This window comes from Oricola cellulosilytica (genome assembly GCF_019966575.1).
Classification (GTDB): Bacteria; Pseudomonadota; Alphaproteobacteria; order Rhizobiales; family Rhizobiaceae; genus Oricola; species Oricola cellulosilytica.
This window is the reverse complement of sequence record NZ_JAINFK010000003.1, coordinates 294,724-312,721: the sequence shown is the minus strand read 5'-3', so window position 1 is coordinate 312,721 and position 17,998 is coordinate 294,724. Positions and strand designations below refer to the sequence as shown.

Genomic DNA, 17,998 nt, shown 5'->3' with positions numbered 1-17,998 from the left:
AAGTGACGTGCCGAGTCCGCTTGACCTTCCAGTTGGGGGAGGTCGTATGGGGCGGATACACCACGCAGGAGGTTGCCATGCGCATGGTCGGACAGACACTGACACTCGTCACATCCCTGATCGCCGGTGGGAGCGGCGCGTTAGCCGATATCTATATTCCCGAAGGAGACGCCAACACCACTTTGGTCCTCTCCGACAAGTTTGAGGTCTTGAGGCGAATAGAGGGGCTCGAGGCCGTTCACGGGCTTGCGGCCATTCCGGGGCGAGATATTCTTCTGGCAGGCAGTTTGGCGACAATTGAACGCGGAAACGTTCAAAAACCAGCCGCAGCAAGCGAAGACGAGCACGATGCCCATCACGGCGGCGGCCAAGAGCCGATGGACGGCACCGTCAGCATCGTCAGCGCAGTCGAGGCGGAAACCGGTGAGATTATCAAGAAGATCGAGGTGCCCGGGTCGGTCCATCACGTCGAAACCAGCACCGACGGCAAATGGGCCGTCGTCACTCATCCCGGACTTGCGAGTGTATCCATCATCGATCTCGGCGATTTTTCCGTTGCCGCGACGGTCGCCACCGGGCCCGAGCCAGAATATTCCGTATACGATCCTGTGACCGGGCGCTTCTTCGTCAGCAACGCGGGGAATGGCACGGTGAGCGATGTCGATCCGGAAAAGGGTTACGTGGTCCGTAACCTGGTGCTCGACAACGGACCGAAACATCTCGCCTTCGACAGCGAGGCGAGAAGAATATTCGCCGCCGAAGCCGATAACGGTACCGTGTCGGTCATCGATGCCGATAGCGGCGACACCTTGCAGCGGTTCGAGATCGGCGGAGAATTGCACGGCATCGCGGAAGGCGAAAACGTCGTCTATGTCAGCGCCCGAGAGACGGGAAAGATCGTCAAGGTCGACGTCGCCACAGGAAAATCGTCGGAGGTCTCGGTGGGACCTCAACCCTATCACATGACGCTTTCGGATGAGGGGCTGCTGGTGAGCAGTGCTGCGGAAGCCCTGGTCTGGGTGCTGGACCCGCGCGATCTGTCGGTGCGGTCCACAATACCCACTCAAGGCATTGGCCACCAGATGGTGGTAAGCAACTAGTTCGGGAAACACAGAAGTGAACCAAGAGAATTTTTCGCGCCAGAACGGATGCAAAACGGACGAGCCGATTGAGGCGAGGTCCGGCATGGGACTTATCTCCCGATACGGAATGTGGGCCTGTTGTGCGGTCATGGCCGCGCCGATCGGATTTTATCTCCTCGCCGGAGGCACCGCTTCCGGCATCTTGAGCAAGGCCGGGCTTGTCGCACCTTTGCTGGCATGTGTGGGCCTGCACCTTGTGATGCACAGGATGCTGGGCAAGTCGTGTCACGGCAAGCCGGACGAGGTCGAAACAGTCAAGTCCGAACCGGTGGCCGATCTTGGGGGCGACGCAGCGCCGGCGCTTCCACAGACCAAATAGCCGGCCTTCCGCTCAAGCGCCGGGACGCCGGCTTCACACTTCCTGAATCGAAAAGACAACAAAAATGGCCAAAGCGAAGAAGCACGACATCTGGTCCAATCTGCCCAAATATTTTGTCATCGGCGTCTTTGCCGCCGGTGTCGTCGGGATCGTCGTGAATGCGTTTATTCCCGGCGAAGACCGCAGCGCTACCACCACCGGCGCCACCGCCGCGACGCTTGCCGAGGTAAAGGTGCCAAAACTGACCGAAACCGCGCAGGCAGGCGAATATCTGTTCAACAGCAATTGCGCCACGTGTCACGGGGTCAACGCCGCAGGCACCGAAAGCGCACCGCCCCTCGTCAACGACATCTACAATCCCGGACACCACTCGGACGAGTCGTTCTACTCGGCCGTCGCCAACGGCGTGCCGGCGCATCACTGGCCGTTCGGCAACATGCCGAGACAGCCCCAGGTCTCGGAACAGCAGGTCGCCAAGATCATCGCCTATGTGCGCGAACTCCAGGCGGAAAACGGAATCGGCTACCGGGAGCACAGGATGTGAGACGGTCCTGATCCGCCGCGGCGCTCACGTGCCGCGGCGCGTCAGCCCCCTCGGGCAGGAACGATGGGCGGGCGCGCGTTCAGCCCGTCCACATCGAAGCCGGCGAGCTTCTTGTAGTCGGTCGCGATGGTCGCGCGTTCCTCCGGCGTCAGCACGTCGTCGATATGGTCGAACACTCCGCCGCAGCGCTCCTCGACGATTTGCATCACGGCGTCGGGGCCGTTGCCGCGATTGGCAAGCACAATCCCGGTCGTCGCCGGGCGCCGGTCATTCTCGTAGGCTGTCAGCGCGTCGCGGTGCGGTCCGTGGACAAGCAGTTCGCGCACCATGACACGGGCGTCAAGGATGGCCTGTGACGCGCCGTTGGAGCCGATCGGATACATCGGGTGCGCAGCGTCGCCGGTCAGAGTGACGTGGCCCTTCGTCCAGGCGTCGAGCGGATCGCGGTCGATCATCGGGTATTCGTAGATCCTCTCGGCGGAGCGGATCAGCGCCGGCACGTCGAGCCAATCAAACCGCCAGTGCTCGAACTGCGGCAGAAATTCTTCGAGATCGGCGGTGCGGTTGTAGTCCTCACGTCGCCAGCCCCGGGACGGATCGGTCTTCAGTTCGGCGATAAAATTGATCAGGGCCCGTCCGGTTTCCGAGTCGGGCCGGGAAATCGGATAGGTGACGAATTTCTGACGCTCGTGACCGGCCATTGCCATGGTCGCCCCGGAGAGAAACAGTTCGGCCCAGGCCGTCCCGCGCCAAAGGATCGCGCCGCCCCAGACAGGCGGCCCCTCGTCCGGGTGAAGACGCTCCCGCACAGTCGAATGGATACCATCAGCGCCGACGAGAATGTCTCCTTCGACGGCGACCCCGTAACCCGAGGCGTCGCGGAAAGCAGCCGTTACCCCGCCGGCATGGTCCGCGAACCCCGTGAGCTTCATGCCCGTCTCGATTGCGTTCGGCCCGAGGCGCTCGCGCACCGCGTCGACCAGCATCATCTGGAGCTGGCCCCGGTGCACCGAGAATTGCGGCCAGTCATAGCCGGCGAAGCGGCCGCGTGGCTCGGACCAGATGGGGCGTCCGGTGCTGGAGAAATAGGCGACTTCGCGGGTCCTGACGCCGATGGCGTCAAGCTCTTCTTCCAGTCCGAGCTCGAACAGCTCGCGGACCGCGTGGGGCTGCAGGTTGATCCCGACGCCGAGCGGCCTGATCGCATCGACCTGTTCGAAGAGCCGGCACGACAGCCCGACCTGATGACACGACAGCGCAAGGGTCAGGCCGGCAATCCCCGCGCCGGCGATGAGAATGGTCATGTCCGTCCTCCGCTCGCGATCCTATCTCTGATACTTGATGAACGGGGTGAGGGTTGCAATCCGGTCGTAGAGCTTCCTTGCGTCAGTGTTGAACTCCTGCGTCAGCCAGTAGACCGACGGACAACCTTCCCGGTCCGCGTCCGCATAGACGGCTTCGATAAGCTTGCGGCCGATGCCCCGGCCCCGCACGTGCGGATCGGCGTAAAGATCCTGCAGGTAGCAGACATTCTCGATCCGCCAGCCGTGGCGGTGAAAGAGATAATGGACCAGACCGACCGGTTTTCCGGCAAGCGTGGCCAGCAGCCCCCTGAACTCGTTCGGCGCGCCGGCGTTTCCGGCAAGCATCCGCTCGAAGCTGCCGCGAAAGACTTCTTCGGAAACGCTCGCTTCGTAGAATTCGAGATAGGCGGTCCAGAGACGCCGCCAATCCGGCTCATCCCTGCGCTCGAGGAGCCGTATCACGATTTTCTCTTCTGTGGGCATCGAACGGTCCCGGGGTGGCGAGTTTGATTTTGTCTGAGAGTTTGTCCAACATCCCGACCGATGCCGCAACTTGCGAAACGGCATTGGGCATTGGTCGGGGGATACCATGCGCATTCTCGCTGCTCTGTGCAGCTTCTTTCTGGTTTCAGGCTGCTGGCTGTCACCACCCGACAGCAAGTTCCTCGTGCGTGATCCGGCGCGAAGCTGGCATCCGCTGGAGCATCTGGAGAACGGTCAGATCGATCCGCTTCTCACCGGTCTCTCTCAATACGCGTTGTTGTCAGCGGCCGCCTACGACGACGACGTTGCCCGGCTTGCGCCGCGCTGCGAGGCGCCGAGCCGCCATGCTCAACGCTGGAAACGCCTGAGCGAGTATTCGCAGGACTATCTCCCCGCAAAGCCTGCCGGCAAAGTAACGATTCCCGGTTTCGCCTACCAGGTGTGGGAAGACCGCGGGTCCGGTCCGCATGCGCGCGTGGCGCTGGCGTTTCGAGGCACGAATTTCACCGAGTTGGGCGACTGGCATGCCAATGCGGGCTGGCTTACGCGGTTCAGTCCCGTGACCTATGGCCAGTATCAACAGACCCGGGATCTCGTCGACAAGCTGGTTCCGGATTTGAAGAGGCGCTTCGGCGATAATGTCGAAATCATCGCGACGGGCCATTCGCTCGGCGGCGGGCTGGCTCAGCATGCCGCGTACAGCTCGAAGGACATCTCGCTGGTCTACGCATTCGCGACGTCGCCGGTGACGGGCTACACCATCAGCGATCCCCGCCTTAACGGGGCGAACCGCAAGGGAGTCCGGATCTTTCGTGTGTATGAGGCGGGTGAGGTGCTTTCGACGCTCCGGTGGGGCAGCCGGCAGCTCATCTCGCTTTCGACCGCCGATCCGCAGGTCAAGGAACTGCGCTTCAACTTCCGCACGACCTTCAAGCGCGGCAGCAAGGGCGGCGGACCGATCGGGCAGCACAGCATCGCGCAGCTGGCCTGCGACCTGATCTGCCGGGCCGAGCTTGGCGGTTCGCGCGCGCAATGCCTCGCGACATAGGCCGCGTCAGCGGTCCAGTCCGATTTTTTCAAGATCGAAATCGGTGGTCTGGTAGACTTGGTTGATCCAGTTGCCGAACAGCAGGAAGGCGTGGCTGCGCCACCGGTTGAGCGGCTTTTTCTGCGGATCGTCGCCGGGGAAATAGTTCGCCGGAACCTCGATCGGCGTTCCGGCCTCGACGTCGCGAAAATACTCCTCGGCCAGTGTCGTGGAATCGTATTCGACGTGGTTGAAGATGTAGAGCCGGTTGCACTTCTTCTCCGACACCAGGCACAGACCGGTTTCGTCCGATTCCATCAGGATTTCCAATCCCGTCTCGGGCTCGATGTCCTGCTTGCGCACCTCGGTCCAGCGCGACACGGAAATCGAGAAGTCGTCGGAAAAACCGGCAAGATAGGGGGAGGCGGGGTTGAGATTGCGGTGTCGGTAGACGCCGAACGCCTTCTTCGGCAGCGTGTATTTCGGCACGCCGTGGAAGTGGTTGATTGCAGCCATCGCGCCCCAGCAGATGTTGAAGGTCGAGTGGACATGGGTTTCGGTCCAGTCGAGTATCTCCCTCAGTTCATCCCAGTAGGTGACCTCCTCGAAGGGCAGGGTCTCGATCGGCGCACCGGTGATGATGAAGCCGTCGAACTTGCGGTGCCTGATTTCCTCCCATGTCTGGTAGAACGAGATAAGGTGATCCTCCGAGGTGTTCTTCGCCTTGTGTCCGCCAATGCGCACGAGCGTCAGTTCCACCTGCAGCGGCGTCGAGCCGACGAGCCTGGCGATCTGGGTCTCGGTCTTGATCTTGTTGGGCATCAGGTTGAGCAGGCCGATCTGCATCGGCCTGATGTCCTGGCGCAGCGCAGTCCCTTCGTCCATGACCATCACGCCTTCGCGCGCAAGCACGTCGCGTGCGGGAAGCTGGTCGGGAATACGGATCGGCATGGCACTACCCCAAATACAAAAAAACCGGCGGCGATCTCTCGCTGCCGGTCGGACATTCGCTCGTTTGTCGTCTCGGCCCTTTAGCGAGTTTTTTCAAGTGGCTGCAAGCCGGCCGGCCAAATCACCACAGGGCGCGAATGTAGTGGCGGGCCGCGCGGGCGTCAATGTGCGGGCGGACCGTCGCTCTCCCTCCCCCCTCAGTCGCCTCCGGCGTCATCTCCCCGCAAGGGGGAGATAGGCGCGCGGATTCCTTGTCCCGCCATTAAGCTCCTCAATTGCATTCGTCGCTGGCGGGCCCCTGAAGCCTCACGAACTGTTGAGGGCGTCGAGGGCGAGGATGTGGCAGTCCTTCAGCGTCTCGCCGACAAGGGTCTTCGGCCGCTCGCGGTAGCCGGGCGGCACCCCGGGCCGGATCGGCGACAGCCGCCGCAGCGTGCGCTCCTTCCAGGGCAGTTTGGACTGGGCGGCGCGCTGCGCCCGCCAGCGGGCCATGCGATGAATGTGGTGGTCGAGGTTGAGCAGCGCGTTGGCAAAAGCGCGCACCCGCCGGCAGAGGGTTTTGGCGGGGACCATCTCATCCGGGTCGAGCACCGGCCGGGGCGGCAGGGGCACGCGGTTCGGATCGTTCAGCGCCGCGATCTGCTCCTCGGTCAGAAATGGCGGGCCGTAGCGCTTCCACGGATCGAAGATCGGGAAATAGGGGACGCGGGGGGTCTTTGTCCCGCCCTTCCTTGTCCCGCCCTTAAGCTTCGCTGTCGCTCGCTGGCGGGCCCCTGGTGTCCCATCCTTAAGCTGCGGGCTTTGCCCTTGCTGATGGGCCCCTGAAGTCCCGCCCTTAAGCTCCTCGGTGGTTTCTGTCGTAAGCGGCAAGCCGCTAGCCGTTGCTCGTCGCCGGCTGGCGCCTTCCTTCTCCCCTCGTGGGAGAAGGTGGCCCGAAGGGCCGAATGAGGGGGCAAACCCCCTCTCTTGCGATTTCTGACGTTTGGCCTTCGCCGTTTGCTCGGCCAAGCCGTCGAAATCGCTTTCTCCCCCACAAGGGGGGAGAGTGGTGCGCGGCGGCTCCTCGCCTTCTTCTGTCGCAGGCGGCAGGCCGATCTCCGGGACCACCTTCCAGGCGGCCATGACGATCAGGCGGCGCAGCGCGAATTCGGCGGGGCGAAGGATCGCGAGGATCTCCAGATAGAGCCGGCGCGGCAGCATTTCGACCGGCCGGCCCCACAGGATTCCGGCCATGGTGACGAGCCGCGCGGCAAGCGCGTCGAGCGCATCGCCGTAATGTTCCACCGACCCTTCCCAGTCGAAACCCATTCCCGCCTCCTTCGGCAACAAACACGGGACGGATTATCCGGGAGGTTTCGGGGGTGTGGATAAAAATCGCGCGAAAAAATGCCAATACCGTGTGAAAACAACACGTTGTGCGGAAAGGGGAGAAAAACTTATCCACGTCAGGCTGGCGTCTGAACGTGCAGCAGCCGACTGGATCGGTTTTTTCGTGTTGAATGACCGAGCCGCTTGGCGATCGCCTCTGGACAAGCCCGGGGAGGGCGCGCAGGTGGCAAAACATGCAATTGGCCGGCTTTCGCGAGCGCCGGACGTCGACGGTGGGATCAGCTTGTTGGGTGGGCGCGGCGGGTGTATTCTGGAGCTTTCAGTTGCCCCGCACGGGGCAGCGCATGAACCCGGCGGGTGTAACGGCCGGAAGCATGTAAGAACTCGGGCCGACACCTGCTGATCCGGCCGCCGTGACGCATGGCGGGCCGCCAGAGAGGACGACCGCCATGGGCATAGCACTGACATTGCACGAGTATCTCGACGACAACCACATCCCGTTCGAGGTGATGAAACATCCGCGCACGCACTCCGCGTCTCGCACGGCAGAGGCGAGCCACATTCCCGGTGGCTGCATGGCAAAGGGCGTGGTGCTGAAATGGGACGACGGCTACATCCTCGCCGTTGTGCCGGCATCGCGCCAGATCGACATGGCGAAGGTTCGCGCGATCATCGGTGAAAACGTCGAACTGGCATCGGAGGCGGAGGCAAGCATGCTGTTCCCCGACTGCGACACCGGCGCCGTGCCGGCCCTCGGAGTGCCGTACCGGGTCACATGCATGGTCGACGAAGAACTGGAAGGACGCAGCGACATCTATTTCGAGGGCGGCGACCACACGAGCCTGGTGCATCTGCCCGGCGACGAATTCGGGCGGCTGATGTACGGCGTGCCGCACGGGCACATCAGCCATTAGAACCGTTCATTCGAACTGGACTCGTCCGACACCGGTCTCCCGGGAACCACCAAGAAGAGTGGTGCGACGCGGTGCGGTATTCTCCTCGCCGGACCAGAGATCCGTTCAAGGTGAATGGCTTTAGGCGACGGTCGAGACGAAGGCCCCGTGGCAATGCTTGTATTTCTTGCCTGAGCCGCACGGGCACGCCTCGTTGCGCCCGACCTTGCCCCATGTCGCCGGATCGTTGGGATCGCGGTCCTCGGAGGAAACCTGCCCGGTGACGAGCGCCGCGCCGTATTGCGCTTCGGCCACGTCGAATTCGTCCTCTCCGGTGACCGGATCGATGTGGCGCGCCTCCATTTCGGGCAGCGTCGGCTGCGGCGCCTCGGACTGCTCGCGGACGATTTCCACGCGCATCAACTGTGCCGTCACCGCCTGACGGAGGTTCGCCAGCATCGACTGGAACAGTTCGAAACTCTCGGACTTGTATTCCTGCAGCGGATCGCGCTGCGCATAGCCCCGGAACCCGATGACCGAGCGCAGGTGGTCGAGATTGACCAGATGCTCGCGCCAGAGAGAATCGAGCGTCTGAAGGACGATCGACTTCTCGACATAGGCCGAAATCTCGGGCCCGAAACGTTCCGCCCGCTCGGCGGCGGCCTTGTCGGCGGCCTCGGTCAGCCTTTCGATGATGTCGTCTTCGGCGATGCCTTCTTCGGCTGCCCAGGCGTCCACCGGTACATCGATGTTCAGCAGGTTCGTGGTCTCTTCCTTGAGTCCGGCGATGTCCCATTGCTCAGCGTACGCCTTCTCCGGAATGTGCCGGTGAACGATCCCCTCGATCACTTCGTGGCGCATCTCGGCGATGGTGTCGGTCAGGCCCATGCCGTCCATCAATTCCTTGCGCTGCTCGAACACCACCTTGCGCTGGTCGTTCATGACGTCGTCGAACTTCAGCAGGTTCTTGCGGATGTCGAAATTGCGCGCTTCGACCTTCTTCTGCGCCTTTTCCAGCGCCTTGTTGATCCAGGGATGGATGATCGCCTCGCCTTCCTTCAGGCCGAGCTTCTGCAACATCCCGTCCATCCGGTCCGATCCGAAAATGCGCATCAGATCGTCCTGCAGCGACAGGAAGAACTTGGAGCGCCCCGGATCGCCCTGACGGCCGGAACGACCGCGCAACTGGTTGTCAATGCGGCGGCTTTCGTGGCGCTCAGTGGCGAGCACGTAGAGCCCTCCGGCAGCGACCGCCTTTTGCCGCAGCCGTTCGACGTCTTCCTCGATCTCCGCGATCCGCCGCGTGCGCTCCTCTCCCTCGGGCAGATCGCCGAGTTCCTGCGCGACGCGCATCTCGGCATTGCCCCCGAGTTTGATATCGGTTCCGCGGCCGGCCATGTTGGTGGCGATCGTCACCGCGCCCGGAACCCCCGCCTGTGCGACGATGAAGGCTTCGCGTTCATGCTGGCGGGCGTTCAGGACCTCATGCGTGACGCCGCCGTTCTTCAGCGCTCCATCGAGATCCTTGAGCGAGGTTTCGAGGTACTCGCGCAGTTCCGGCTCCTTGCCGGCCTTGAGGCCGTCGAGCCGCGCCTGCACGCTGTCGCGAATCGACTTCAGCCGCTTCTTGTCGCCGAGAATCGACGACAGCAACTCCGATTTCTCGATCGAAGTCGTGCCGACAAGCACCGGCTGGCCTCGTTGCTGGCTGGCAATGATGTCGAGAACCACGGCGATGTATTTCTCTTCGACCGTCCGATAGACCTCGTCGTCCTCGTCGACGCGCTTCACCGGCAGGTTGGTCGGAACCTCGACGACATCGAGCCCGTAGATGTTGCCGAATTCTTCCGCCTCGGTCGAGGCCGTGCCGGTCATGCCGGCAAGCTTGTCGTACATGCGGAAATAGTTCTGGAACGTGACCGACGCCAGCGTCTGGTTCTCGGGCTGGATGTCGACATTCTCCTTGGCTTCGAGCGCCTGGTGAAGGCCTTCGGAGAAACGGCGGCCCGGCATCTGCCGGCCCGTGAACTCGTCAATGATCACGATGTCGCGGCCCTTGACGATATAATCCTTGTCGCGCTGAAACAGCGTGTGCGCCTTGAGGGCATTGTTCACGTGGTGAACGATTGCCACGTTCTCGATATCGTAGAGGCCGCCCTCCTTCAGGTGCCCGGCTTCACTCAGCATCTGCTCGAGCTTCTCGGTGCCCTCCTCGGTGAAGGTCGCCGAGCGCTGCTTTTCGTCGATCTCGTAGTCATCCGGCGTCAGCTGCGGGATGAACTTGTCGATCGCAATGTAGAGGTCGGACTTGTCGTCGAGCGGGCCGGAAATGATCAGCGGGGTGCGCGCTTCGTCGATCAGGATTGAGTCGACCTCGTCGACGATCGCGTAGGCGTGTTCGCGCTGCACCATCTGGGCGCGCTCATATTTCATGTTGTCGCGCAGATAATCGAAACCGAGCTCGTTGTTCGTCGCGTAGGTCACGTCGCATGCGTAGGCCTGCTTGCGCTGCGTGTCGTCCAGCCCGTGCACGATCACGCCAACCGTCAGGCCGAGGAAATTGTAGAGCTTTCCCATCCACTCGGCGTCGCGCTGGGCCAGGTAGTCGTTGACCGTGACAACATGTACGCCACGGCCCGCCAAGGCATTGAGATAGACGGGAAGCGTGGCCACGAGGGTCTTGCCCTCGCCTGTGCGCATCTCCGAGATCGACCCCTCGTGGAGAACCATGCCGCCGATCAGCTGCACGTCGAACGGACGCAAACCAAGCGCCCGCCTGGAGGCTTCGCGCGCGACCGCGAAGGCTGGGACCAGCAGGTCGTCGAGAGATTTGCCGTCCTTTACCTGCGCCTTGAACTCCTCGGTCTTGCCGCGGAGCGCATCGTCGCTGAGCGCCTGCATCTCGCCTTCGAGCGCATTGATCGCATTCACCTGGGGCTGAAGCGCCTTCAAGCGGCGATCATTGGATGAACCGAAAAACTTGCGGGCTACGCCGCCAAAATTGACCATGAAAATGGTCCTCTCCGTGGACCGGCCGCGCTCTGTCAGGCGACCATCGATTCTTGTGGGTGTCGATCTCTCGTGAGCCAACCGCCCAGGTTGAAGGTGGACGCGATAGCAAAGGACAGATAAGAGGGCGAAATAGTGATGTCAACGTCGCCGGGAACGCCGCTGTTCGGCGTTTTCCAGGGTTTTCCGGTCACGACTTCGTGCACCCCCTCTCAGGATAAAAGCGAGTTCTTGATGCTATTTTCCCTTTTGAATTCTGCGACCGCGTCAATCGCGCGTGGCATTACGGCGGCTTTTGCGCTGGCCGCGCTTGCGGCGTTGTCGGCGCCGCACGACGCCCGTGCCCAGCAGACGGATGGATCGAAGGTTGTCGCAACCCTGAACGGCGAAGACATTACCGAGCGCGACCTGGAAATGACATTGTCCGATCTCCAGGATCAACTCGGCCAGGTCCCGGAGGAAGGGCGGCGCGCAGCCGCCCTGACCGCACTGGTCGACATTCGCATGCTTGCTGACAAGGCGGCCGCCGAAGGGTTGGGTGAGGACGAGGAATTTCTCGACCGCCTGGAGTTTCTCCGTCAGCGGGCCCTGCACAACGCCTATTTCAAGCAGGAAGTCGTCGACAAGGTCACCGACGCCGATGTGCGGGCGCGCTACGACCGCGAAGTTGCCGCCACTCCGCCCGAGAATGAGGTTCGGGCGCGGCATATCCTCGTCGAAACCGAGGAAGAGGCGAAGGCCCTGATCGCCGAACTGGACGGGGGAGCCGATTTCGAGGCGCTCGCGAAAGAAAAATCGACCGGGCCGTCGGGACCCGCCGGCGGCGATCTCGGGTATTTCACCAAGGGCCGCATGGTCCCGGAATTCGAGGAAGCCGCCTTCGCGCTGGATGCCGGGGCGTATACGAAGGAGCCGGTCAAAACCGACTTCGGCTGGCATGTGATCAAGGTCGAGGACAAGCGTCAGGTCCAGCCCCCCTCCTACGCGGAGGTCGAGCCGCAGATCCGCTCGGTGCTCCTGCGGGAACGCTATTTCGAGCTGTTGAGCGCGATGCGCGCCGAAGCCGATCTCGAAATACGGGATCCCGACCTGGATGCGGCGATGAAGAGCCGGGAAACGTCCGCCGAATAGCAGGACCGTGTTGGCAATGACACCCGCAACCATCTCTCCGCTCGCGCCGAAGTCCTTCCCGGCCATGCCCGCCCTTGACGGCGTGCGCATCGCCACGGCGAAGGCCGGCATCAAGTACCGGGACCGGACCGACCTTCTGGCGGTGATGTTTGCCGCGGGAACCACCGTCGCTGGCGTCCTGACCACATCGAAATGTCCGTCGGCGCCGGTCGAGCTTTGCCGCGAGAACCTGCCCGGCGGCCGCGCGCGGATTCTGGTGGTGAACGCCGGCAACGCCAATGCCTTCACCGGCAAGAAGGGCCGCCACACCACTTCCGTCGCGACCAGGTCCGCCGCTGATGCCCTGGGCTGCGCGCAGTCCGAGGTCTTCCTGTCATCCACGGGCGTCATCGGCGAGCCGCTGGACCCCTCCCATTTCGAGCGGCATCTTTCCGGCATGGTCGAATCCGCGGCCGGCGATCGCTGGAACGACGCCGCGCACGCCATCATGACGACGGACACCTTTCCGAAGATGTTCACCAAGTCGGTTGCGCTCGGCGATGCCACTGTCACGATCAACGGCATCGCTAAGGGTGCCGGCATGATCGCGCCCGACATGGCCACGATGCTGGCCTACGTCGCCACCGATGCACCCCTTTCCGCCGAGGTGCTGCAGGCACTGCTTTCGATGCATGTGGGGGAAACCTTCAACGCGGTGACCGTAGACAGCGACACCTCCACGTCCGATACGCTGCTGGCCTTTGCGACCGGCACGGCGCGCGCGCGCGGCGCACCGCCGATCGACAGCCCGGACGACCCCCGGCTCGAAGCGTTTTCGGCGGTCTTCGCCGAGTGCCTGCGCGACCTCGCGATCATGATCGCCCGGGACGGCGAAGGCGCAAGAAAGCTCGTTCGCGTCGAGGTCACCGGGGCAGTGAGCGACGCCTCGGCGCGCAGGATCGCGATGTCGATCGCCAATTCCCCGCTGGTCAAGACGGCTGTTGCCGGGGAGGATGCAAATTGGGGCCGCGTTGTGATGGCCGTCGGCAAGGCCGGCGAACCGGCTGATCGCGACCTCCTTGCGATCCGGTTCGGCGACATCTTGGTCGCATCGGAAGGCGAGCGCTCGGAAGGTTATTCGGAGGCGGAAACGAGTGCCTACATGAAACGCGACGAGATCGTCATTGGCGTCGATATCGGCCTCGGCGAAGGTCGTTTCACCGCCTGGACGTGCGATCTCACAAAGGAGTATGTCGCGATCAATGGCGACTACAGGAGTTGAGGACGTGGCCGGGCTTGCGCTTGTGAGGCGATTGGAAGCTGTCGGGTTCCGCGCCTGGCCTGCCGCATCGGTCCACTATGATGGAAGCTGGGCTGTCAGGCTGACCGCCGGGCACCCGTCGAAGCGCCTCAACTCGGTCAATCCGCTCGACCCCGCGGACCACCGTGACATCGGCAGCCGGATCGACCGCGCCGCGAAGCGCTTCGGGGCATATGGACGGCCGCTGGTGTTCCGGCTCTCGCCGCTCGCACCGTTGCAGCTGAGTGCGCATTTCGACGCTCATGGCTGGCGCCGCTTCGACGAGACCAAGGTGATGGTTGCGCAATTGCAGGATATCGATCTCGACAGCGGCATCGACCAGATCCCGCTAAGGGATATCGGGCGATACGTCGACGCTTCCCTAAGAATCCGGGGCGAGGGGACGGAGCGCAAGGCCGGATTGTCGGAGGTCATGGAATCGATCCGCCCGCCAAGCGGAATGTTCGTTATCGAGGACAAGGACGGCCCCGTGGCCTCGGCTCTGTGCGTCCACGACAATGACCTTGCGGGGCTTCTGGATGTCGCCGTGCGCCCAGACCAGCAAGGCAAGGGATACGCGCGATCCATCGTTCGCGCCTCCTTGCGGTGGGCGGCATCGCAGGGTGCACAGCGCGCGTGGCTTCAGGTCACGTCCTCGAACAAGCCCGCAGTCGGCCTTTATTCCCGGCTTGGTTTCGAGACCGTCTATACCTACGCCTACCGTCAGAAGGGCGAACGCCCCGATCATGACTAATTCGACCGGTCTCCCGATCGTTCTCGTCGCGGCCTGCGCCCTGCTCGACGCGGACAACCGTATTCTTCTCGCGCAGCGACCCGACGGCAAGGCGATGGCGGGCCTGTGGGAATTTCCCGGCGGAAAGATGGAGCACGGCGAAACGCCGGAGCATGCGCTCGTGCGCGAATTGCGCGAAGAACTGGGAATCAGAACCGAGATTGCCTGCCTGTCTCCCCTGACGTTCGCAAGCCATGCTTACGAGAGCTTCCATTTGCTGATGCCCCTTTACGTCTGCCGAAAATACACGGGCATTCCCGTCGCCCGCGAGGGACAGCGGCTCAAATGGGTGAAGGCCCGCTCCCTGCGCGACTTTCCCATGCCGCCAGCCGATATTCCGCTCGTCCCGATTCTGCAGGACCTGCTCTAGAGCCGTTCATCCCTAACTGGAACGACCGAACTTCCTTTTCCCGCTCCTGACTGTTTTGCGCGGCTTACGGCAAGGCCAGGCGTCAATCCCTGTCCGCACTTAAAAAACGTCGTTAATCAATCATTTATTACAGCGTGCGATGTTTTATGAAGATCGCCTTGTTTACACGCGGTGCGAATCCGAGTTGGTTCCGGTTCGAGGGGAAACATTCATGCACGACGAACGGGACTGGGCCGATATCCGGCCGCCAAGGAGCTCCGCAATCGGGGAAGCGGGCCTCGGCGTGTTGCGTATCACCCTGCTTTTCGGTTCACTGGCGATAGCAATCGCACTGTTCGTGGCGCCGGTTCTGGACCGTGGGGGTACGACGCGGTTGGCCGGCAGTCCTTTTTATAGCGGTCTCGACCGTACGGCGACCGGCTCGGCCGGCACGATCCACCAGGGCTCCACGCAATACACTATTCGACGCAGTGTTCTGCAGACATCTCCGGGAGCCATGTGCATCGTTCACTCGAACGGCACGCGGTCCGGCGATTGCTGAACGGCCCCCCGGGGGGCGAATCTAGGTACCGCCTGACCGGTCCTTCAGGACGTCCGTGAGCCGCACCGTTGCGGTGCCCGGCGTCAGTGGCTTCTGCTGCGAATCGTGCGGCACCCATCCGGACAGCCATATGAGCGTGAACGTCGCGCGTATCCGCCCGTCGGCATCGGCATGGTTTTCCTGGTAGTGCCGGGCTGCCCGTAGGAAAATCTGCCTGGGGGTGAAGGTCTTTTTGCGTGTCACGAGGCTGTTGGTCGCGCCCATGGCGCGGAGATCGCGCATCAGATCGAACATTGTGTCGTAACGGACGGTCAGTGTCTCGCGGTCGGCGACCGGTAGCGCGAATCCGGCCCGCTGCAGCAATGCGCCCGCATCCCGCACATCGAGAAAAGGCAACACGCGGGCGTGGGCAGCACCGGTCAGTTCGGCTTCGGCGGCAAGCAGGCTATCGCGCAATTCGTGCAAGGTGTCGCCACCCGGCAGGCAAGCCAGAAACAGACCGTCGGGTCTGAGTGCGCGTCGGATCTGCGCCAGCATCCCCGGTACATCGTTGGTTTCGTGCAATGTTGCGAGGCTGATTGCCAGATCGTGGCTCTCCGCCTCCAGAACCGGAACCTCATCCGCACCTGGCCCGGCCGCTTCCCCTGCGGGTACGGCGCTCAGCTTCTTGACCTTGTGCGTGTCCAGCGGCGGCGTTATCTCGGGGGCATGCTCCGGCGCCATCAACAGAGCGTTCTGGAACACCCGGTCGACGGCCGATAGCCTCAGGTGCAGATCGTCGACCATCGCCGCGTGCAGAAAAGCCGCCCCCCGGTCGCCGAGCCGTGACGCGCGTCGTCGTGCGAACGAGACATGGGTGCGGTCGATAATGACTTTGACGCTCATGACGCTTTCTGCGAGCCTGTCGCCCTGAAAATCGCGGCGATGGCCAGTCACATGCAGACCCTGACCCAAAAGGCAAGCCGCCTGATCGCGTTGGCGCTGTTCCCGGACACTTGTCTCGGATGTCGAAGGCACGTGAGCGAGCGCGGCGTGCTGTGCGCGGAATGCTGGAACGGCATGCATTTCGTCGCCGAACCGCTCTGCGCGATAACCGGCGAGCCCTTTCAGCATGACTTCGGCGGAAACATGGTGAGCGCGGCGGCGATCGCAAACCCGCCCGCCTATCGACGCGCCAGGGCGGCCGTGCTGCACACGGGCGTCGCCCGGCAGCTTGCGCAACGCCTGAAATATGGCGACCAGGGCGAACTCGCCCCGTGGATGGCCCGCTGGATGGTTCGGGCCGCCGGCGCAATGATGTCCGAGAGCGACGTCGTTGTTCCGGTCCCCCTGCACTGGCGAAGATATCTTCTGCGACGTTACAATCAGTCTGCGGAGTTGGGCCGGGCGGTTGCGCAGCAGGCGGGACTCGACTTCGCGCCTGAAGCGCTCCTGCGCGTCAAGCCGACCCGGCGGCAAGTCGGGCTGTCGGCGGCGGAAAGGCGCCGCAACGTCCGCGGCGCCTTCAGGGTCCCGCCCGAAAAGGAGATCGCAGTCCGCGGGCGTCGGGTGCTCGTCGTCGATGACGTTCTGACGACGGGCTCAACCATCGATGCCGCGGCGAAGGCGTTGCTGCGCGCCGGAGCCTCCTCCATCGACATTCTCGCCTTCTCGCGGGTCGTGCCGCATTTCGTCGCCCGGCGGTAATCGTTCGCCATCGATTCGAGATGGAAGTTTTCGGCCTTTTCAGCACCCGGGACCGACCATATATACCCGCGCGAAAGGAGCCTCGATGCCAAACGTCACCATATACACCCGTCAGTTGTGCGGATTCTGCTCGGCGGCAAAGCGCCTGCTCGACAAGAAGGGGGTGTCCTATGTCGAGCACGATGCGACGTTCGACCCCGGCCTGAAGCGCGAGATGATCCAGCGCGCCAAGGGCGTCTCGACCTTCCCTCAGATATTTGTCGGCGAAACCCATGTGGGTGGCTCCGACGAACTTCACGCGCTTGAGCGTGCGGGGAAGCTCGACGCCTTGCTGATGGCCTGAGCATCGCCATGGGCCGGTCGTTGAAAGTCGCGGCGATCCAGATGCGGTCGGGCATTGACCTCGCCGCAAACCGCGATGATTTCGCGGCTGCCGTCGAAGCAGCGGCGGCGCAGGGCGCTTCCTACGTGCAGACGCCGGAAATGACCGGGCTCGTCCAGAAGGACGGGGCGGCGCTCCTCGAAGCAATCTTTCCGGAAGACGAAGACCCGATCGTCGCAGCCGCCGCCGATCTCGCGGCGCGGCACGGGATCTGGCTTCATGTCGGCTCGACCCCAATCGACCGAGGCGACGGTAAGGTCGCCAATCGCGCGTTTCTCTTCGGTCCAGACGGCGAAAAAAAGGGCTGCTACGACAAGATCCACATGTTCGATGTCGATCTCGACAGCGGTGAACGCTGGCGGGAATCGGCGATTTATGAAGCCGGCGATAAGGCGTGGGTCATCCGGGCTGGATCTGCCCGGCTCGGTCTTGCGATTTGTTACGACGTACGTTTCCCGGCCCTGTTTCGCGAGCAGGCGCTTTCCGGGGCGCAGATCCTGACGGCGCCTGCTGCGTTCACGCGTCAGACCGGCGAAGCCCACTGGCATGTCCTGCTACGCGCCCGGGCTATCGAAAACGGTGCTTTCGTGATCGCTGCGGCACAGGGAGGCCGCCATGCGGACGGCCGCGAAACATATGGACACACGCTGATTGTCGATCCGTGGGGGCGCGTGGTCGCCGAGAAGGCTGATGACAAACCCGGGGCGATCTTTGCCGAATTGGACCTCGACGACGTCGAATCGGCGCGCGCAAAGATACCGAATTTGAAAAATTCACGCCCGTTTAATCTGAGGGCCGGACAATAAGGCGATTCG

At 62.9% G+C, this 17,998-nt stretch carries 19 protein-coding genes and 1 riboswitch; of the genes, 13 read left to right on the top strand and 6 right to left on the bottom strand.

All coding sequences use genetic code 11. The features are described 5' to 3' along the window. The first annotated feature begins 20 nt into the window (after positions 1-20). The 3 genes from LC298_RS09025 to LC298_RS09015 all read left to right on the top strand — a co-directional run bounded on the left by LC298_RS09025 (position 21) and on the right by LC298_RS09015 (position 2,005). Complete coding sequence (locus LC298_RS09025) at positions 21-1,100, top strand: YncE family protein (protein ID WP_131569002.1); 1,080 nt, start codon at positions 21-23, stop codon at positions 1,098-1,100. A gap of 85 nt (positions 1,101-1,185) precedes the next feature. Then, on the top strand, positions 1,186-1,461 hold the full coding sequence (locus tag LC298_RS09020; RefSeq protein ID WP_131569000.1) for a DUF2933 domain-containing protein: 276 nt from the start codon (positions 1,186-1,188) through the stop codon (positions 1,459-1,461). 64 nt (positions 1,462-1,525) lie between these two features. Continuing rightward, the gene (locus LC298_RS09015; protein ID WP_131568998.1) at positions 1,526-2,005 is read left to right on the top strand and encodes a c-type cytochrome; all 480 of its coding nucleotides are present in this window, start codon (positions 1,526-1,528) and stop codon (positions 2,003-2,005) included. A gap of 41 nt (positions 2,006-2,046) precedes the next feature. Here the strand turns inward: LC298_RS09015 and LC298_RS09010 are convergent, their stop codons facing one another. Continuing rightward, entirely contained in the window at positions 2,047-3,309 is a 1,263-nt protein-coding gene (locus tag LC298_RS09010; RefSeq protein ID WP_131568995.1) for a flavin-dependent oxidoreductase, read from the bottom strand. Positions 3,310-3,330: 21 nt separating this feature from the next. Further along, positions 3,331-3,792, bottom strand: coding sequence for a GNAT family N-acetyltransferase (locus tag LC298_RS09005; protein WP_131568993.1), 462 nt, complete (start codon positions 3,790-3,792; stop codon positions 3,331-3,333). Positions 3,793-3,898: 106 nt separating this feature from the next. On the opposite strand from LC298_RS09005, the gene LC298_RS09000 reads away from it, so the two are divergent. Then, positions 3,899-4,840 carry a Tle-like phospholipase domain-containing protein gene (locus LC298_RS09000; protein WP_131568991.1) on the top strand — a complete coding sequence of 314 codons (942 nt, stop codon included), beginning with the start codon at positions 3,899-3,901 and terminating at the stop codon, positions 4,838-4,840. A gap of 6 nt (positions 4,841-4,846) precedes the next feature. On the opposite strand, the gene metA is transcribed toward LC298_RS09000, so the two are convergent. Further along, positions 4,847-5,770 carry a homoserine O-acetyltransferase MetA gene (gene metA / locus LC298_RS08995; protein ID WP_131568989.1) on the bottom strand — a complete coding sequence of 308 codons (924 nt, stop codon included), beginning with the start codon at positions 5,768-5,770 and terminating at the stop codon, positions 4,847-4,849. A gap of 60 nt (positions 5,771-5,830) precedes the next feature. Further along, positions 5,831-5,908: riboswitch (SAM riboswitch) on the bottom strand. A gap of 168 nt (positions 5,909-6,076) precedes the next feature. Continuing rightward, positions 6,077-7,078 (bottom strand): hypothetical protein, encoded by a 1,002-nt coding sequence (locus tag LC298_RS08990; protein WP_223385610.1) that lies wholly within the window; start codon positions 7,076-7,078, stop codon positions 6,077-6,079. 470 nt (positions 7,079-7,548) lie between these two features. On the opposite strand from LC298_RS08990, the gene LC298_RS08985 reads away from it, so the two are divergent. Then, positions 7,549-8,013 carry an aminoacyl-tRNA deacylase gene (locus tag LC298_RS08985; protein WP_131568983.1) on the top strand — a complete coding sequence of 155 codons (465 nt, stop codon included), beginning with the start codon at positions 7,549-7,551 and terminating at the stop codon, positions 8,011-8,013. Positions 8,014-8,133: 120 nt separating this feature from the next. Here LC298_RS08985 and secA read toward each other — a convergent pair whose 3' ends face one another. Continuing rightward, the gene (gene secA, locus LC298_RS08980; RefSeq protein ID WP_131568981.1) at positions 8,134-11,001 is read right to left on the bottom strand and encodes a preprotein translocase subunit SecA; all 2,868 of its coding nucleotides are present in this window, start codon (positions 10,999-11,001) and stop codon (positions 8,134-8,136) included. Between the two features lie 138 nt (positions 11,002-11,139). On the opposite strand from secA, the gene LC298_RS08975 reads away from it, so the two are divergent. The 5 genes from LC298_RS08975 to LC298_RS08955 all read left to right on the top strand — a co-directional run bounded on the left by LC298_RS08975 (position 11,140) and on the right by LC298_RS08955 (position 15,115). Then, positions 11,140-12,132, top strand: coding sequence for a peptidylprolyl isomerase (locus LC298_RS08975; RefSeq protein ID WP_223385609.1), 993 nt, complete (start codon positions 11,140-11,142; stop codon positions 12,130-12,132). 16 nt (positions 12,133-12,148) lie between these two features. Further along, complete coding sequence (gene argJ, locus LC298_RS08970; RefSeq protein WP_131568979.1) at positions 12,149-13,393, top strand: bifunctional glutamate N-acetyltransferase/amino-acid acetyltransferase ArgJ; 1,245 nt, start codon at positions 12,149-12,151, stop codon at positions 13,391-13,393. Next, complete coding sequence (locus tag LC298_RS08965; protein WP_223385608.1) at positions 13,374-14,165, top strand: GNAT family N-acetyltransferase; 792 nt, start codon at positions 13,374-13,376, stop codon at positions 14,163-14,165. The genes argJ and LC298_RS08965 overlap by 20 nt, the downstream gene beginning before the upstream one ends. After that, entirely contained in the window at positions 14,158-14,574 is a 417-nt protein-coding gene (locus LC298_RS08960) for a (deoxy)nucleoside triphosphate pyrophosphohydrolase (RefSeq protein ID WP_131568975.1), read from the top strand. Before LC298_RS08965 ends, LC298_RS08960 begins: the two co-directional genes overlap by 8 nt. 211 nt (positions 14,575-14,785) lie before the next feature. Continuing rightward, positions 14,786-15,115, top strand: a complete 330-nt coding sequence (locus tag LC298_RS08955; protein ID WP_131568973.1) for a hypothetical protein — start codon at positions 14,786-14,788, stop codon at positions 15,113-15,115. Between the two features lie 21 nt (positions 15,116-15,136). Here LC298_RS08955 and LC298_RS08950 read toward each other — a convergent pair whose 3' ends face one another. Continuing rightward, positions 15,137-16,000: a class I SAM-dependent methyltransferase gene (locus tag LC298_RS08950; RefSeq protein ID WP_131568971.1), complete on the bottom strand. Its 864-nt coding sequence runs from the start codon at positions 15,998-16,000 to the stop codon at positions 15,137-15,139. Between LC298_RS08950 and LC298_RS08945 the strand changes: the two genes are divergently transcribed. The 3 genes from LC298_RS08945 (at position 15,968) to LC298_RS08935 (ending at position 17,989) form a co-directional block, all read left to right on the top strand. After that, a complete protein-coding gene (locus LC298_RS08945; RefSeq protein ID WP_223385607.1) occupies positions 15,968-16,801 on the top strand; it encodes a ComF family protein in 834 nt (277 codons plus the stop codon). The genes LC298_RS08950 and LC298_RS08945 overlap by 33 nt on opposite strands. An 85-nt stretch (positions 16,802-16,886) precedes the next feature. Continuing rightward, positions 16,887-17,144 (top strand): glutaredoxin 3, encoded by a 258-nt coding sequence (grxC, locus tag LC298_RS08940; RefSeq protein WP_131568968.1) that lies wholly within the window; start codon positions 16,887-16,889, stop codon positions 17,142-17,144. Positions 17,145-17,152: 8 nt separating this feature from the next. After that, positions 17,153-17,989: a carbon-nitrogen hydrolase family protein gene (locus LC298_RS08935; protein ID WP_131568966.1), complete on the top strand. Its 837-nt coding sequence runs from the start codon at positions 17,153-17,155 to the stop codon at positions 17,987-17,989. Positions 17,990-17,998: the final 9 nt, after the last annotated feature.

Bases quoted from the DNA above. Each gene is read 5' to 3' on its own strand.
- metA (WP_131568989.1), bottom strand. From the start codon at position 5,770: ATGCCGATCCGTATTCCCGACCAGCTTCCCGCACGCGACGTGCTTGCG.
- LC298_RS08945 (WP_223385607.1), top strand. From the start codon at position 15,968: ATGGGTGCGGTCGATAATGACTTTGACGCTCATGACGCTTTCTGCGAG.
- LC298_RS08935 (WP_131568966.1), top strand. From the start codon at position 17,153: ATGGGCCGGTCGTTGAAAGTCGCGGCGATCCAGATGCGGTCGGGCATT.
- LC298_RS08950 (WP_131568971.1), bottom strand. From the start codon at position 16,000: ATGAGCGTCAAAGTCATTATCGACCGCACCCATGTCTCGTTCGCACGA.
- LC298_RS08990 (WP_223385610.1), bottom strand. From the start codon at position 7,078: ATGGGTTTCGACTGGGAAGGGTCGGTGGAACATTACGGCGATGCGCTC.
- LC298_RS08985 (WP_131568983.1), top strand. From the start codon at position 7,549: ATGGGCATAGCACTGACATTGCACGAGTATCTCGACGACAACCACATC.
- LC298_RS09005 (WP_131568993.1), bottom strand. From the start codon at position 3,792: ATGCCCACAGAAGAGAAAATCGTGATACGGCTCCTCGAGCGCAGGGAT.
- LC298_RS09015 (WP_131568998.1), top strand. From the start codon at position 1,526: ATGGCCAAAGCGAAGAAGCACGACATCTGGTCCAATCTGCCCAAATAT.
- LC298_RS08975 (WP_223385609.1), top strand. From the start codon at position 11,140: ATGTCAACGTCGCCGGGAACGCCGCTGTTCGGCGTTTTCCAGGGTTTT.
- secA (WP_131568981.1), bottom strand. From the start codon at position 11,001: ATGGTCAATTTTGGCGGCGTAGCCCGCAAGTTTTTCGGTTCATCCAAT.
- LC298_RS08965 (WP_223385608.1), top strand. From the start codon at position 13,374: ATGGCGACTACAGGAGTTGAGGACGTGGCCGGGCTTGCGCTTGTGAGG.
- grxC (WP_131568968.1), top strand. From the start codon at position 16,887: ATGCCAAACGTCACCATATACACCCGTCAGTTGTGCGGATTCTGCTCG.
- LC298_RS09020 (WP_131569000.1), top strand. From the start codon at position 1,186: ATGGGACTTATCTCCCGATACGGAATGTGGGCCTGTTGTGCGGTCATG.
- LC298_RS08960 (WP_131568975.1), top strand. From the start codon at position 14,158: ATGACTAATTCGACCGGTCTCCCGATCGTTCTCGTCGCGGCCTGCGCC.
- LC298_RS09000 (WP_131568991.1), top strand. From the start codon at position 3,899: ATGCGCATTCTCGCTGCTCTGTGCAGCTTCTTTCTGGTTTCAGGCTGC.
- argJ (WP_131568979.1), top strand. From the start codon at position 12,149: ATGACACCCGCAACCATCTCTCCGCTCGCGCCGAAGTCCTTCCCGGCC.
- LC298_RS09010 (WP_131568995.1), bottom strand. From the start codon at position 3,309: ATGACCATTCTCATCGCCGGCGCGGGGATTGCCGGCCTGACCCTTGCG.
- LC298_RS08955 (WP_131568973.1), top strand. From the start codon at position 14,786: ATGCACGACGAACGGGACTGGGCCGATATCCGGCCGCCAAGGAGCTCC.